At 63.4% G+C, this 15,508-nt stretch carries 9 protein-coding genes; 7 read left to right on the forward strand and 2 right to left on the reverse strand.

Annotation, left to right across the window (positions count from 1 at the left end; translation table 11 throughout):
• The first annotated feature begins 133 nt into the window (after positions 1-133).
• The 4 genes from VX159_RS05990 to VX159_RS06005 all read left to right on the forward strand — a co-directional run bounded on the left by VX159_RS05990 (position 134) and on the right by VX159_RS06005 (position 10,985).
• Complete coding sequence (locus VX159_RS05990) at positions 134-6,001, forward strand: DUF4214 domain-containing protein (RefSeq protein WP_371325498.1); 5,868 nt, start codon at positions 134-136, stop codon at positions 5,999-6,001.
• Between the two features lie 96 nt (positions 6,002-6,097).
• Complete coding sequence (locus tag VX159_RS05995; protein WP_371325064.1) at positions 6,098-6,739, forward strand: FMN-binding negative transcriptional regulator; 642 nt, start codon at positions 6,098-6,100, stop codon at positions 6,737-6,739.
• A gap of 88 nt (positions 6,740-6,827) precedes the next feature.
• A complete protein-coding gene (gene nfsB / locus VX159_RS06000) occupies positions 6,828-7,481 on the forward strand; it encodes an oxygen-insensitive NAD(P)H nitroreductase (protein WP_371325065.1) in 654 nt (217 codons plus the stop codon).
• Positions 7,482-7,583: 102 nt separating this feature from the next.
• The gene (locus VX159_RS06005; RefSeq protein ID WP_371325066.1) at positions 7,584-10,985 is read left to right on the forward strand and encodes an EAL domain-containing protein; all 3,402 of its coding nucleotides are present in this window, start codon (positions 7,584-7,586) and stop codon (positions 10,983-10,985) included.
• 27 nt (positions 10,986-11,012) lie between these two features.
• Here VX159_RS06005 and VX159_RS06010 read toward each other — a convergent pair whose 3' ends face one another.
• The gene (locus VX159_RS06010; protein ID WP_371325067.1) at positions 11,013-11,504 is read right to left on the reverse strand and encodes a flavodoxin family protein; all 492 of its coding nucleotides are present in this window, start codon (positions 11,502-11,504) and stop codon (positions 11,013-11,015) included.
• 137 nt (positions 11,505-11,641) lie between these two features.
• Here VX159_RS06010 and VX159_RS06015 point away from each other — a divergent pair, with 137 nt between their 5' ends.
• The 3 genes from VX159_RS06015 to VX159_RS06025 all read left to right on the forward strand — a co-directional run bounded on the left by VX159_RS06015 (position 11,642) and on the right by VX159_RS06025 (position 14,584).
• On the forward strand, positions 11,642-12,700 hold the full coding sequence (locus VX159_RS06015; RefSeq protein WP_371325068.1) for a serine endopeptidase: 1,059 nt from the start codon (positions 11,642-11,644) through the stop codon (positions 12,698-12,700).
• A 121-nt stretch (positions 12,701-12,821) separates the two neighbouring features.
• Positions 12,822-14,018, forward strand: coding sequence for an RtcB family protein (locus tag VX159_RS06020; RefSeq protein ID WP_371325069.1), 1,197 nt, complete (start codon positions 12,822-12,824; stop codon positions 14,016-14,018).
• Positions 14,019-14,131: 113 nt separating this feature from the next.
• The gene (locus VX159_RS06025) at positions 14,132-14,584 is read left to right on the forward strand and encodes an N-acetyltransferase family protein (RefSeq protein WP_371325070.1); all 453 of its coding nucleotides are present in this window, start codon (positions 14,132-14,134) and stop codon (positions 14,582-14,584) included.
• 113 nt (positions 14,585-14,697) lie between these two features.
• Here the strand turns inward: VX159_RS06025 and VX159_RS06030 are convergent, their stop codons facing one another.
• Positions 14,698-15,453: a hypothetical protein gene (locus tag VX159_RS06030; RefSeq protein ID WP_371325071.1), complete on the reverse strand. Its 756-nt coding sequence runs from the start codon at positions 15,451-15,453 to the stop codon at positions 14,698-14,700.
• Positions 15,454-15,508 lie beyond the last annotated feature (55 nt).

A 15,508-nucleotide genomic window follows, 5' to 3' on the forward strand; every position in this document is an offset into this window, starting at 1 on the left:
TACCAGTAACACCACGACCTTCACGTTTAACGGGGCCATTACTACTCCGAACATAACTGGCAATACCTGGACAAAAATTGATTTAACAAGCCTAAATACAATTTCTAGCTTGCAGATCACAAGCAACCACACCTTGCAGAACCAAAACTTCGACGACTTCAAAGTCAGTAACGTCCAAGTCGCAGCAACTGGCCCCACTGTCAGCGGCGTTGCCATCACCTCTGCTACCGGCATTCAAAACAGCACCTTGAATGCCGGTGATGTCGTTTCTGCCACGGTGACCATGTCCGCGGCCACGACGGTCAATACCGGCGGCGGCACCCCCTATCTCGACTTGAACATTGGCGGAACAACGGTTCAAGCGGCCTATGCTTCGGGTAGTGGTTCCACATCCTTAGTATTCCAATACACCATTCAGGCAGGCCAAACCGACGCCAACGGCATCAGCATTGGCGCCAGCGGCATCCACACGAACGGTGGAACATTCAAGGATGGTTCCGCCAACGATGCAACCCTCACCTTCTTAGCAGTCAGCGACAACGCCAGCTACAAGGTGGACACTGCTGCGCCCACGGTGAGCGGCGTGACCGCCAGCACCGCCAACGGTTCTTACAAAGTGGGTGATACCGTTTCCATCCAGGTGAACTTTTCCGAGAACGTCACCGTCATCGGTACGCCTCAGCTCACCCTGGAAACCGGCACCACCGACCGCACCATTAACTACGTCAGCGGTAGTGGCGGTAGCAGCCTGACCTTTACCTACACCGTGCAGGCGGGCGATAACACGAGCGATCTGGATTTCACGTCCACTTCCGCCCTGGCCCTGAACGGCGGAACCATTAAGGATACCGCCGGTAATAATGCCACGCTCACCCTGGCCAGCCCCGGCGCGGCTAACTCTTTGGGCGCCAACAAGGCCATTGTGATTGACGGCATCGTCCCCACGGTGAGCGGCGTTACGTCCAGTACCGCCAACGGCACGTATAAGGTGGGCGATACCGTTTCCATTCAGGTGAACTTTTCCGAGAACGTCACCGTCATCGGTACGCCTCAGCTCACCCTGGAAACCGGCACCACCGACCGCACCATTAACTACGTCAGCGGTAGCGGCGGTAGCAGCCTGACCTTTACCTATACCGTGCAGGCAGGTGATACAAGCAGCGATCTGGATTTTGCTTCCTCGTCTGCTTTGGCGCTTAACAGCGGCACGATCAAGGATGCCGCCGGTAACGATGCAACGCTGACCCTGGCAACGCCGGGGGCCGCCAATTCGCTGGGCAACAACAAGGCGCTGGTGATCGACGGTGTCGTGCCGACGGTCACCGCCGTGTCCTCCTCGACCAGTAACGGTACCTATACCACTGGGGATGTGATCGCCATCACCGTCACCTTCAGTGAGGTGGTGAACGTCACCGGCACGCCGCAATTGACGCTGGAAACCGGAAGCACGGACCGGACCATCGACTATGCCAGCGGCACCGGTACCAATACGCTGACCTTCAATTACACGGTCCAGAACGGCGATACCAGCGCCGATCTGGATTACGTGGCAACCAGTTCCCTGGCCTTGAACGGTGGCACGATCAAGGATGCGGCCGGTAACGATGCGACGCTGACCCTGGCTTCACCAGGCGCTGCGAATTCCTTGGGTAACAACAAGGCGATCGTAATTTCGACGACCAAGGAACTCATCTCTGCGACTTACGACGCGAGCACCGGCGTGCTCTCGGTGACCGGCGCCAACATGGGCACCGGGGCCACGGTTGACGTCAGCAAACTGTCGCTGACTGGCCAGGGCGGAGCGAGCTACACGCTGACCACCGGCAACGTTACCACCAGCAGCGGCACGGCCTTCTCGGTCACGCTGAACGCGACCGACAAGCTCAACATCAACGGCCTGCTCAACAAGAACGGCACGAGTTCGGTCGGGGCTACGACCTACAACCTGGCCGGCGCCGCCGACTGGATCAGCGGTGCTGCCGCTGACACCACCGGCAACGGCGTGACCGTCTCGAACGTACAAACCCCGACCATCACCAGCGCTACCTACGACGCCAGTACCGGCGCTCTGGTAGTCACCGGCACCAACCTGGTCAAGGCCTCGGGGGCGACCAACGACATTACCGTCAGCAAGCTCAAGCTGACCGGCGAAGGCGGTAGCGGCGCGGCGTACCTGCTGACCACCAGCGATGTTGAAGTCACCAGCGCCACCAGCTTCAGCGTGACGCTGAACGCGACCGACAAGGCAGCAGTCAACCAGATTCTGAACAAGAACGGCACCAGTTCGACCGGCAGCACCACCTACAACCTGGAAGCAGCGGACGACTGGAATACGGTGATTGGCAACACGGATATTGCCGATGCCACCAACGCGGTCACTGTCAGCAACGTGGCGGCACCGACCATTACCAGCGCCACCTACAACGCCAGCACCGGCGCCTTGGTGGTCACCGGCACCGGCTTCCTCAAGCTCACCGGGGCGACCAACGACATCGTCGCCAACAAATTCACGCTGACCGGCGAAGGCGGCAGCACCTACACGCTGACCGATACCGCCAACGTCGAGATCACCTCGGGCACCGCCTTCACGCTGACGCTGAGCGCCACCGACAAGGCGGCGGTGAACCTGATCGTCAACAAGGACGGGGCGAGTTCGACCGATAACACCACCTATAACCTCGCCGCCGCCGAAGACTGGACGGCGGGCGCGGATAGCGCCGTTGTCGTGGCCGATCTGACCGGTAATGGCGTCACCGCCAGCAACGTCGCGGTGCCGACGATCACCAGTGCCACCTACGATGCGGCGACCGGCGCACTGGTCGTGACCGGCACCGGTTTCCTGAAGAAGAGTGGCGCCACGAACGACATTGTGGCCAACAAGCTGACGATCAGTGGCGACTCGAGCGCCTACACGCTGACCGACACGGCTAACGTCGAAATCACCAGTGCGACCAGTTTCACGGTCAACCTCAGCGCTACCGATAAAACGGCCGTAGCCTCGCGGATCAACAAGGACGGCACGACCTCGAACGGCAGCGCCACCTACAACCTGGCGGCCGCCGAAGGCTGGGCTGCCGGCTCGGCAGCAACCCATGCCGATTTGACCCTCAACGGCATCACCGCCAGCAATGCCGGGGTCTCCCTCGTTTCCGCCACCTACGATGCGAACACCGGCATTCTGGCCGTCACCGGCGCCAACATGGGTACGGGCGACACCATCGACGTCAACAAGCTGACCCTGGCCGGCGAAGGCGGCGCGACCCATGCACTGACCACCAGCAGCGTGACCACCAGCAGCGGCACCGCCTTCTCGGTGACGCTGAACGCGACCGACAAAGCGGCCGTCAACCAGATCCTGAACCAGGCCGGGACCAGCTCGACCGGTGGCACCACCTTCAATCTGGCCGGCGCCGCCAACTGGAACAGCACCGTCAGCGCCCCGGCCGACCTGACCGGCAACGTCGTCACCGTCAGCAACCCGACCACCCCGACCATCACCAGTGCCACCTATGACGCTGCCGCCGGCACCCTGGTCGTGACCGGTACCGGCTTCCTCAAACTCAACGGGGCGACCAACGACATCGTCGCCAACAAGTTCAAGCTGACCGGCGAAGCCAGTTACACGCTGACCGATACGGCCAATGTCGAGATCACCTCGGGTACCGCCTTCACGCTGACCCTGAGCGCCACCGACAAGGCGGCGGTCAACCAGATTCTGAACAAGAACGGCACCAGTTCAACCAGCAACACCACCTACAACCTTGAAGCGGCGGAGGACTGGGCGGCCGGCGCGGCGGCGGCCGTGGTGGTTGCCGACACCACCGGCAACGGCATCACCGTCAGCAACGTGGCCGTCCCGACGATCACCAGCGCCACCTACAACGCCAGCACCGGCGCACTGGTCGTCACCGGCACCGGCTTGCTGCAAAAGAGTGGTGCGACCAACGACATTGTCGCCAACAAATTCACCCTGACCGGCGAAGGCGGCAGCACCTACACGCTGACCGATACCGCCAACGTCGAGATCACCTCGGGCACCGCCTTCACGCTGACCCTGAGCGCCACCGACAAGGCGGCGGTGAACCAGATCGTCAACAAGGACGGAACGACGTCGACCGGTGGCACCACCTTCAACCTGGCCGCCGCAGAAGACTGGGTGGCCGGTGCAGATAGCGCCGTCGTCGTAGCTGACCTCACCGGCAACGGCGTCACCGCCAGCAACGTCGCGGCACCGACGCTGACCAGCGCCACCTACGACGAAGCCAGCGGCGTGCTGGTGGTGACCGGGACCGGTTTCCTCAAGAAAAGCGGGGCGGCCAACGATATCGTCGCCAACAAGCTGACAATCAAAGGCGATTCGACGGACTACACGCTGACCGACACGGCCAATGTCGAGATTACCAATGCAAGCAGTTTTACGGTCAACCTGAGCAGCACCGACAAAACGCAGTTGGCGACCCGGCTGAACAAGGCCGGCACCAGCTCGACCGGCAACGTGACCTACAACCTCGCTGGCGCCGAGGACTGGGCCGCCGGGGCCGATGCGGCGGTCAATGTGGCCGACCTGACCGGTAACGGCATTACCGTGACGCTGACACCGCCGAGCAGCGGCGGCGGTGGCGGGGGAGCCACGACGACACCCAGCAGCGACGGCGACAGCATCCCCGACAGCGTCGAGGACGAAGCTCCAGCCCTGTCCGGCAACAACGGCAACGGCGGTGGCAGCGGCAGCAATCCGGGGGTCAAGGGCGACGGCAACGGCGACGGGATCGCCGACAGCAAGCAGGCCAACGTCACTTCACTGCAATTCGAGAAGAACGACCAGGCGGTGAGCAACCCGAACAACGTCAAGACCTTCGTCACGCTGGAGGTCAACGATGCGAATACCACCGGCGGCAGCACCCAGTCGACGGCGACGCTGACCAGCGTCAAGCAGCAGGATGCGCCCAAAGAGAAGCCGGCCGATCTGAGCATGCCGATGGGGCTGATCGACTTTACCGCCAAGGCCTCAAGCACCGGTGCCAGCGACACCTTCAAGCTGTTTGTTGATAGCACGATCAAGGCCAACGGTTACTGGAAGCAGAACGTCAAGAAAGAATGGGTGAACCTGGCCAGCGGTGACTACGGCGGCAAGGTGGTGACCGAGAACGGCAAGACCCGCTTCGAGTTCAAGATCAAGGACGGTGGCGAATTCGACAACGACGGCAAGGCCGACGGGGTGATTACCGACCCGGGCGCGATCGGTTTCCGCGAACTGAGCAGCGCCAATGACAGCGACCGCGACCAGTTCCCGGATACGCTGGAAGCAGCCAACGGGCTCAAGGTCGGGACCAAGGACAACGACGTCTTCGGCAGCAGCAAGTTCTTCGTGATGCAGCTCTACCGCGACATTCTCTTCCGCGAAGCGGAGGAGGGTGGGCTCAAGTACTGGCAGAACCTGATCGACAGCGGGGCACGCAGCAAGACGCTGGTCGCGTCGAACTTCCTCGAGTCGCCGGAATTCCAGGCCGGTGCCGGAGCGGTGGCACGGCTCTACTTTGGCGCGCTCAACCGCCTGCCGGACGATGCCGGGATGGATAGCTGGATGACGCAGGTGCTGAGCGGCACGCCGGTGGCGGCGATTGCGTCGAACTTCGTGGCGAGCAGCGAATTCACCAGCCGCTTCGACACCCAGAGTCTGGAGAGCTTCGTTGACCGGATGTACCAGAACGTGATGAGCCGCAGCGCCGACGCCAATGGCAAGGCCTACTGGGTGCAGAAGCTGAACGCCGGGGCGAGCAAGGGCGAGGTGGTGCTGGGCTTTACCGAATCGCCGGAGTACAAGGCGGCGACGGCGGCCAAGGTCGGGATGACCTTGAACTACGTGGGTCTGCTCGGGCGCTCGCCGGAGCAGAGCGGGATGGACTTCTGGCTGGCCAAGCAGGCGGCGGGCACGCCGCAGATCGAGATCATCGGCAGCTTCATGGGGACGCAGGAGTACCACGACCGCTTCTTGCCCTGACGCCGGTTGCGCCACCAAGGGCCGCCCTCGGGGCGGCCCTTTTTTTCTGGTTTTTCACGGTCGACCGTAGAATTCGCGCTTTTTCGAGTCAGCCGCATGTATCTCCCTGCCAGTTTTCAGCAAACCGATCCGCAACGGATTGCCGCCTTGCTTCATGAGCACCCGCTGGGGTTGCTGGTTTCGCACGGCAGTCGGGGGCTGCAGTGTTCGCCCTTACCCTTCCAGTTCGTCCCGCAAAGCGGCGAGCAGGGCATGCTGAAAGCCCATCTGGCACGGGCCAATCCGCACTGGAAGGAGCTCGACGGCAGTGACTGCCTGGTGGTGTTTCAGGGGGCGCAGGGTTATGTTGCCCCGGAGTGGTATCCGAGCAAGGCAGCCAGCGGCCGGGCGGTGCCGACCTGGAACTACGCGGCGGTCGAGGTGCGTGGCCGGGCGAGGGTGGTACAGGATTTGGGTTGGCTGCAGGCGCAGCTGGGCGAGCTGACTGCCGAGCATGAAGGCAGGCGGGCCTGCCCCTGGTCGCCGGCGGATGCGCCACCGGACTATCTGGCGGCACAGTTGCGGGCAATCGTCGGGCTGGAAATCACGATCACCGGCATCGACGGTAAATGGAAAATGAGCCAGAACCGAGATTCGGCGGACCGCGCCGGAGTGATTGCCGGTTTGCGCGATCCGGCTGACCCGCATGCCCATCCGGTACTGGCCGACCTCGTTGCCGACAGCTGCCGCGAGGCTTGAGCCGCAGGCAGACGGGGGTGGTTTCCCTCCTTTGCAGGCAGGAGTGCGGCCGTTATGCTTGTCCCTTTTTGCCGTTCAGGAGTTTTTCATGCAGATCGCTCAGGTTGCCCAGCGCCGCTATACCACCAAGGCTTTCGATCCCAGCCGCCGGATTTCCACCGACGATCTGGCTGCCATTCGCACGCTGTTGCGCAATGCCGCGTCTTCGGTCAATTCACAGCCCTGGCACTTCATCATGGCCAGCAGCGATGCCGGCAAGGGCGCAATTGCCGATACCCTGAAAACCGGCTACGCCTACAACGAGGGCAAGGTGCGCAATGCCTCGCAGGTCGTTGTCTTTTGTGCTCGCAAGGGGCTCGATGCCGCCCACCTGAGCGCGGTGCTCGCGCAGGAGGAAGCCGATGGCCGCTTTGCCACTCCGGAAGCCAGGGCTACGCAGGAAAAAACGCGCATGCACTATGTCGGGCTGCATCAGGAAACACTGGGCGATGTCGATGCCTGGATCGACCGGCAGATCTATCTGGCGTTGGGGACGTTGCTGCTGGGGGCTGGTGCCTTGCAGATTGATGCCTGCCCGCTGGAAGGGTTTGATGCGGCAGCGGTCGATGCGGCGCTGGGGCTGGAGGCCAAGGGCTTGCGCAGCGTGGTGATGGTTGCGCTGGGTTACCGGAGCAGCGAGGATTTCAATGCCCGCCTGCCGAAATCCCGTCTTCCGGAAAGTGTGATTTTTAGCGAAATCTGAGTCAGCGGCGGCGTATTTGCCGCTTTGCTGTTATTGATTTCAAATATCGCATTTAGAATGGTGGAATGACTTAACCCTAGCGCCTTTGCCGGCGGCATCGCCATGACCGATACCAAGCCGTTGTCTGCACTGATGAGCACGGAATTGCAGCTGATTCCGCCGACGTGGACCCTGCACCAGGCAGCCGAACTGATGAGCGAGTTGCGCATCAGTTCGGTGCTGATTGCCACCGATGCGGTGCCGGCCGGTATCCTCACCGAGCGCGACGTGCTGCGTGCCTGGGACCACGGGCATCCGCCCGAAACGCCGGTGACCACGGTGATGAGCCAGCCAGTGCGTACGGCCCCGGCAGATCAGGACTGGCGGCAGGCACACCATCAGATGGCAATGCAGAAGCTGCGCCATCTGGCGGTGGTCGATGCGGATGGGCGGGTGGTCGGAATGGTTAGCGAAAGCGACTTTCGCCGCCATCTCAGTCAGGACCTGATTGCCCGCTTCAACGATCTGAGCGCGGTGATGACCGTCGAGGCCCTGCGTTTTTCCCCGGATACCTGCCTGGCCGATGCGCTGCGCTTGATGCGCAGCAACCGTCTGACCTGCGCCGTAGTGGTCGAACATAACCGGCCGCTGGGGATCGTGACCGAGCGCGACGTGACCCGGCTGTTTGCCCGCCGGGTCGATCACCGTGCTACCAAGGTCAGCCAGATCATGACCGCGCCGGCCCTGACCATTGCGCTCAATACCCCCTTGCAGCAGGCCTTCAACGACATGCTGGAGCGTCGTATCCGGCATCTGGTGGTGGTGCACGACAACGGCCTGATGGCCGGGGTGATCAACCAACAGGATTTTGTCGCATTGCTCGAAGGCCAGTACATGGACGAGTTGCAGGCGATCAATGCAGCCGTCAGCGCGGCCTTGCGCGAATCGCAGGCGCAACTGGAATCGATTTTCAACTCGGCCGGTGCCTTGCTCGGGTTGCTGCAGCCGGATGGTTGCCTGCTCAAGGCCAATGCTGCGGCATTGCGGCTGGCCGGGGTCAGCGAGGCGGCCGTACTCGGCCTGCCGTATTGTGAGACGCCATGGTGGCATGCAGCTACCCCGGCCCTGCGTGAGCGCCTTGCCTTGGCCTGCCGGCGGGCTGCCGGTGGCGAGGCCGATGCCTTCGAAGCGCGTCAGCGCGATGCCGATGGGCGCTGGCGCTGCATCGATTACCGGATCTGGCCGATTTTCAATGCCCAGGGCGAGGTGATCTTCCTGCTCTCTGAGGGTCATGACATCACCGTTCGTCGCCAGCATGAACAGCGCGAGCGCATCCGCAACCGGTTGTTTGCCTTGCTTGCCGGCGATGCTCCGCTACCCGAAATTCTTGACGAGATTGTCCGCCACGTCGAGGACGGCGAGCCGGGCATCCGCTGCGCAGTGATGCTGCTGAGTGCCGAGCGCGACCGCCTGCGGGTCGGGGCGGCGCCATCGCTGTCGCCGGCCTTTGCCCGGGCAGTCGATGGCATTGCCGTCGGCGAAGGCAACGGCTGTTGCGGGACAGCGGTGGCGCGGGGCGAACGGGTCCAGGTGGCCGATCTGAGTGTGCATCCCTACTACGAAGGCTTGCGCACCGAAGTGGCTGCCGAGGGACTCGCTTCATGTTGGTCGGAACCCGTTTTTGCCGCCAGCGGCCGCCTGCTCGGCAGTTTTGCCATCTATCGCGAGCAGCCAGGCGAACCCGGCGCTGACCGGGTTGAAACCATTCAGCAGGCCGCCCAGCTGGTTGGCGATGCACTTGAGCGCAAGCGCATCGATGAAGAATTGCGGCTCGCGTCGTCGGTCTTTCAGGCCAGCAGCGAAGGCATTATCGTCTGCGATGCCGAGCGGCGGATTCTTGCGGTCAACCCGGCATTTACGCGGATTACCGGCTATGCGGCCGAGGAGGCCTTGGGCCGTGATCCGGGTTTCCTCAGTGCCGGCCGCACGTCGCCCAGCCTGTATCGTGAAATGTGGGAAAGCCTAGGGGTCAGCGGCCAGTGGTTCGGCGAAATCTGGAACATGCGCAAGAACGGCGAAGTCTTTCCCGAGTGGCTGACCATCAACGCGCTCCGCGACGAGGCCGGACGCGTCTATCGCTACATCGGGATGTTCTCCGATGTCAGCAGCCGCAAGCAGTGGGAAGACCAGATCTGGCGCCAGACCAATTACGATGCGCTGACCGAACTCCCCAACCGCCGGCTGTTCCGCGACCGCCTGCAGCAGGAAGCGCGCAAGGCACAGGCGGCGCAGCAGCCGCTGGCGCTGCTGCATATCGACCTTGATCATTTCAAGGAGGTCAATGAACAGCTTGGTCATGCTGCGGGCGACAGCCTGCTGCAGCAGGTGGCCGGCCGTCTGCTCGGCTGTGCCGGCGGTGCCGATACCACCGCTCGCCTGGGGGGCGACGAGTTTGCGCTGATCATGCCGGCGCAGCCCGACCTGGGCCGGGTCGAACAGGTTGCGCAGGACATCGTCGAGCGCCTGGCCGCACCGTGCCGGATCAACGGCGAGCCGGTCTATGTTACCGCCAGTGTCGGCATCACCTTGTATCCGAACGATGGCGAAGAGCATGAATTGCTGCTGAAAAATGCCGAGCAGGCGATGTATGCGGCCAAGGAAGGCGGGCGCAACCGCTACAGTTTCTTCACCCCGTCGCTACAGGAGGCCGCTCTGCAGCGCCAGTCGCTGTCGCGCGACCTGCGCCAGGCCCTGGCGCTGCGTCAGTTCGAACTGTATTTCCAGCCCATCGTCGATCTTGCCAGCGGCCGGATTTTCAAGGCCGAGGCACTGATTCGCTGGAAACATCCCGAGCGCGGTTTCGTCAGTCCGGCGCATTTCATTCCGCTGGCCGAGGAACTGGGCCTGATCGAGGAACTCGGGCAATGGGTGTTCTTTGAAGCCGTGCGCTGGGCGCAGGTCTGGAATGAGCACCCGGCGGCCGACGGGCGCGTGTTCCAGATCAGCGTGAACAAATCCCCGCGCCAGTTCCACAACGGCAAGACCCATCTGGAATGGGTCGAGCATCTGCGCCACTGCGGCCTTGATCCGCGCGCGATCGTGATCGAGATCACCGAAGGCCTGCTGCTTGATGAAGCCTCGGGCGCGCTTGACAAGCTCAAGCACTTCCGTCGCCAGGGGCTGGAAATCGCGCTCGACGACTTTGGCACCGGTTATTCGGCGATGGCCTACCTCAAGCGCTTCGACATCGACTACCTGAAAATCGACCAGTCCTTTGTTCGCGACATGGAAAACAACCCCGGCGACCGGGCGATTGTCGAGGCCATGGTGGTGATGGCGCACAAGCTGGGGATGAAGGTGATCGCCGAAGGCATCGAGACCGAAGCCCAGCGCGCCTTCCTCTTTGCTGCCGGTTGCAATTACGGCCAGGGTTACCTGTTCAGCCGGCCGGTGCCGGCGACGGCTTTTACTGCCTTGCTCGATGCCCAGAGCGCTGCGCTCGGGAGTGCCGTCGAGCCGGCCTGAGAGAAACTTTGCCGCCGGGCCGGCGCGTCAGAAAATTCCCAGCGCCAACCCGGTGGCCATGGTTTCGCCCAGGTGGCTGCAGCGTTCGAGGTCGTCGGCGTGGAGGTGTTTGGGCGCGAGGATGGTTTCCGGGGTTTGCGCGTGGGTGAGCACGATCAGTGGTTCGGCGATGGCTTTCAGCCGCCAGCCGGTGGCGATCCGCTCGATCTGCCGGGCGGCTCCATGGCCGTCGCTGCCGGCACAGATCAGGCTGGCATAGGGGCGACCGTTCAACTGATCGAGCGCGCTGTAATAGTGGCGGTCGAAAAAATCTTTCATCAAGCCGGCCATGCTGCCCAGGTTTTCCGGGCAGGCGAAGAGAAAACCGTCGGCAGTCAGCACGTCGTGGCTGCCGGCTTCCGGCGCGTGCCGGAGTTCGACGCGCAGATTGCGTTCGGCCAGTGCCCCGTCGGCTGCCGCCATCGCCATTTGCCGGGTGCCGCCAGTGTGCGAGTGATAAACGATGAGCAGGGTTTTCATGCCTGCATTGTGCAACGCTTTTGCTGCTAATGGCAGGGGCATGGCCAGCGGGATTGCGTGTAGACTGGGGCCGGCATTTTCGGCCCATGGGCCGGTCGACCGTGAAAGGCCAGTGAAAGGCCACTTCGGAGGGGATGATGAACAAGGCGCTGCGTTTGTCGGAAAAATGGTTTCGCTTCGGACTGTGGCTGATCGCCGTGGTCTTTGCCGGCTTCCTGATCGGCCTCGGCGACAATCTGGTCGCCAACCTGCCCAAGGTCGAGCAGCGGCTGACGCTGGAAGACTTCATTGATCGCCCGGCAGCCAACGCGGCGCGGGCCGAGATCAAGGCCGCCGAAGGCGTGCGCATCCTGGCGCAGGAAGCGCACGACCAGGCGCAGCTGGGACTCAACGCGGCCCGCGCCAATACCGCCGCCGCGCGCGAGAGCTACAACCAGTGGCTGGCAACGCGCAGCGTCACCCAGCGCAGCGAACACGATCCCGAACTGATCGCCCGTACCCGCGCCCAGGAAGAACTGAAAATCCTCGAACGGCGGGCCTTGTCCGCCGTCGAGCGCGAGCAGCAGAAGCTGCTCGACGCGCAGCAGGGGGAGAATCGCGCCCGCCGCCAGTTGAGCGAACTCGAACGCGCTGCGCAGGCCGATTACCAGGCCGGGCTGCGCAGCCAGGAATTGCGTGTCTTTCTTTACCGGCTGGCGCTGACTCTGCCGCTGCTCGGCGTTGCCGGCTGGCTCTTCGTCAAGAAGCGTCAGACGCCGTGGTGGCCCTTCGTCTGGGGCTTCATCTACTTTGCGCTGTTCGCCTTCTTTGTCGAACTGGTGCCTTACCTGCCCAGCTACGGCGGCTATGTCCGCTCGCTGGTCGGCATTCTGGTCACGGTACTGGTCGGCCGCTACGCGATCCTTGCGCTCAACCGCTACCTGGAGCGGCAAAAGCAGGCCGAGGCGCTGCCCGACGTCGAGCGGCGCAAGGAGCTGTCTTACGACACCGCGCTGGCGCGGCTGGCGAAAAAGGTCTGCCCCGGCTGCGAACGGCCGGTCGATTTGAATCACGAAGCCATCGACTACTGCCCGCATTGCGGCATCTGCCTGTTCGACCGATGCCGCCCCTGCGGTACGCGCAAGAGCGCCTTTGCCCGCTTCTGCCATGCCTGCGGCGCGGCCTCGGGGAGTACGGCGACCGCCGGTGACGAATGACTTGCGGCAGCCGCTGTGGCCCGGCAGCGGTCCGGCGGTTTTTTGCCTTTTTCACGGTCGACCGTGAAAATCGCCGTTTTTTGCGCCACGCCGCCAGCGTTGCGTTTCGCTCTGTCCCACCATGCCCATCCAGCAAACCCTGAACACGGCCGGCGTCCCGGTCAAGATCTGGACCGACGACGTTGACGAGGCCTCGCGCCAGCAACTGCGCAACATCGCCGCCTTGCCTTTCATTCATCGCCACGTCGCGGCAATGCCCGACGTGCACCTCGGGATCGGCGCCACCATCGGCTCGGTGATTGCGACGCAGGACGCCATCGTGCCGGCGGCGGTCGGCGTCGATATTGGCTGCGGCATGGTGGCCGCCCGCTTGTCGCTGGCCGCCGGCGACCTCGACGAAAAGCGCCTGCGCAAGGTCTTCGACCAGATCAGCCGCGACGTGCCGGTGGGCAAGGCGCAGCATGAGGACAGCCGGGCGCTGGTTGCGGCGGCGCGGCCCTTCGACGCCCGGCTCAAGGCACTGACCGACAAGCATCCGCAACTGCTCAAGTCCTTGGGCAAGTTCTCGAAATGGGTCAATCAGCTGGGGTCGCTGGGCGGCGGCAACCACTTCATTGAGGTTTGTCTCGACGAAGCCGGACAGGTCTGGGTGATGCTGCATTCCGGCAGTCGGGGCATTGGCAATGCGCTGGCGACTTATTTCATCGAACTGGCCCGGCGCGACATCGAGCGCCAGCAGATTCACTTGCCCGACCGCGACCTGGCTTATTTTCGCGAGGGCAGCGAACACTTTGCCGACTATGTTGCCGCCGTGCATTGGGCGCAGGAATACGCCTACGCCAACCGCGAGTGCATGCTCGATCTGGTTCTCGCCGGGCTCAGGCGACACTTGCCGGAATTTGTCGTGACCGGCGAGGTGGTCAATTGCCACCACAACTACGTCGCCCGCGAGGCGCATTACGGCGCCGACGTGTGGGTGACGCGCAAGGGCGCGATCCGCGCCGGGCGCGGCGAACTCGGCATCATCCCCGGCAGCATGGGCGCCCGCAGCTACATCGTGCGCGGCCTGGGCAATCCGGAAAGCTTCTGCTCCAGCGCCCATGGCGCCGGTCGCCGGATGAGCCGCAACGCCGCCGCCCGCGCCTTCTCCGAAGCCGACCTGCGGCGCCAGACCGAAGGCGTCGTCTGCCGCAAGGACAAAGGCGTGATCGACGAAATCCCCGCCGCCTACAAGGACATCGACGCGGTGATGGCCCAGCAGCAGGACCTGACCGAGATCGTGCATACCTTGAAGCAGGTGTTGTGCGTCAAGGGATAACCGGTGCTTGAACGCTTGGCTCGAAGAATTCCCGGCCGCCGCGTGTTGCCGATCACCGCCGCACCGGGTTTCATGCCGGATGGCCCGACCTACCCATTTTCAGGAGTTTTTTGATGACTATTTCCACCCGTCGCGCCGGTCCCGCCGATCTTGACCTTCTGGCCCCGTTGTTCGACCAATACCGCCAGTTCTACGGGTGCGCCAGCGATCCGGCCGCCGCCCGCGCCTTTCTCCAGGCACGTTGCGACCATGGCGAATCGGTGCTGCTGCTGGCCAGCAACGCCGCCGGGCCGGCCGGCTTCGTCCAGCTTTACCCGAGCTTTTCGTCGATCTCGCTGGCCCGCATCTTCATCCTCAACGACTTGTTCGTGATCCCTGCCGCCCGCCGCCAGGGCATCGCCGGGGACCTGCTCAGTGCCGCCGCCGACTATGGCCGGCAAGCCGGGGCGGTCCGTCTGGCCTTGTCTACCGCGATCGACAACCACGCCGCGCAGACCCTTTACCAGGCCAACGGCTGGCAGCGCGACAGCCAATTCCTGCATTACGAACTGGCGTTGCGCGGCTGAATTTAGCCGTCGCGCCGGGCTGCCGGGCTTCAGCCAAGTTTCACGGTGCGGCGCCTCTTGCGGTGACCCCGGCGGGAAAAATCGCCGCCAGGCCCGGTCGACCGTGGAAAGGCTTAAAACCGCCAGCCGAGGCTGAAACGGTTTTGCTGGCTGTCGCCGAACCCGACCTTCTGCTCGTGCGCCAGGCGCGCGAACCATTGATCGTGGTCCCAGGTCAGCGCCAGGCCGCTGCCACGAATCGGCGGCGCGTTTTCGTCGGCACGGCCGCGTTTGTCGAACAGATCGACGGTGAGCCGGTTGCGGGCATCGAGTTGCTGGCGGAAGAGCAGGTGGCTGATCCGCTGCCCGGTGTGCAGCCGGTCGTCGCGTACGGTGTACAGCGCGACCGAGGTTTGCTCCGACAGATGGCTGCCCAAACCGTAGGTCTGCATGTCGTTGGGGTCGATGTTCAGGTTGTAGTAGGGGCGGGTGTTGGTCCGCCCGAAACCGAGCAGGACGAAGAGTGGCCCGCCGATTTCGGCATTGAGCGAGCCGCCGACGAAGCCGTGGGTTGCCGCCTGCAGCGAAGGCACCAGTTTCAGATAATCCCAGCGGGCGCTGAATTCGTAGCCGGTCCGGGTTTGTTGAAAGCTGCCCGGTTGGCGGTAACTTGCAATCCAGAGCGCATGTGGGCCGTTGTTGGCGCGCAGGTTGAGGTCGCCGGCCGGATTGCTGCCGGCGGTTGTCAGGTAGGTGGGGGTCAGCTTGAACTGCCATTCCGGCGGCGTGGCGGTGAGCGGCGACTCGCCGGGCTGCGAGCGGTCGGCCAGGGCCACGCTGCTCAGCAGGCTGCAAATCAGCGCCAGTAATCCGGGTTTCAGCAGAGGCATGGGGCAGATCTCCTTCAATGCGGTTTGCAGGCAATGAAAGCGGAAATTCCCGACG

It is taken from the genome of Dechloromonas sp. ZY10 (genome assembly GCF_041378895.1).
Taxonomy (GTDB): domain Bacteria; phylum Pseudomonadota; class Gammaproteobacteria; order Burkholderiales; family Rhodocyclaceae; genus Azonexus; species Azonexus aquae.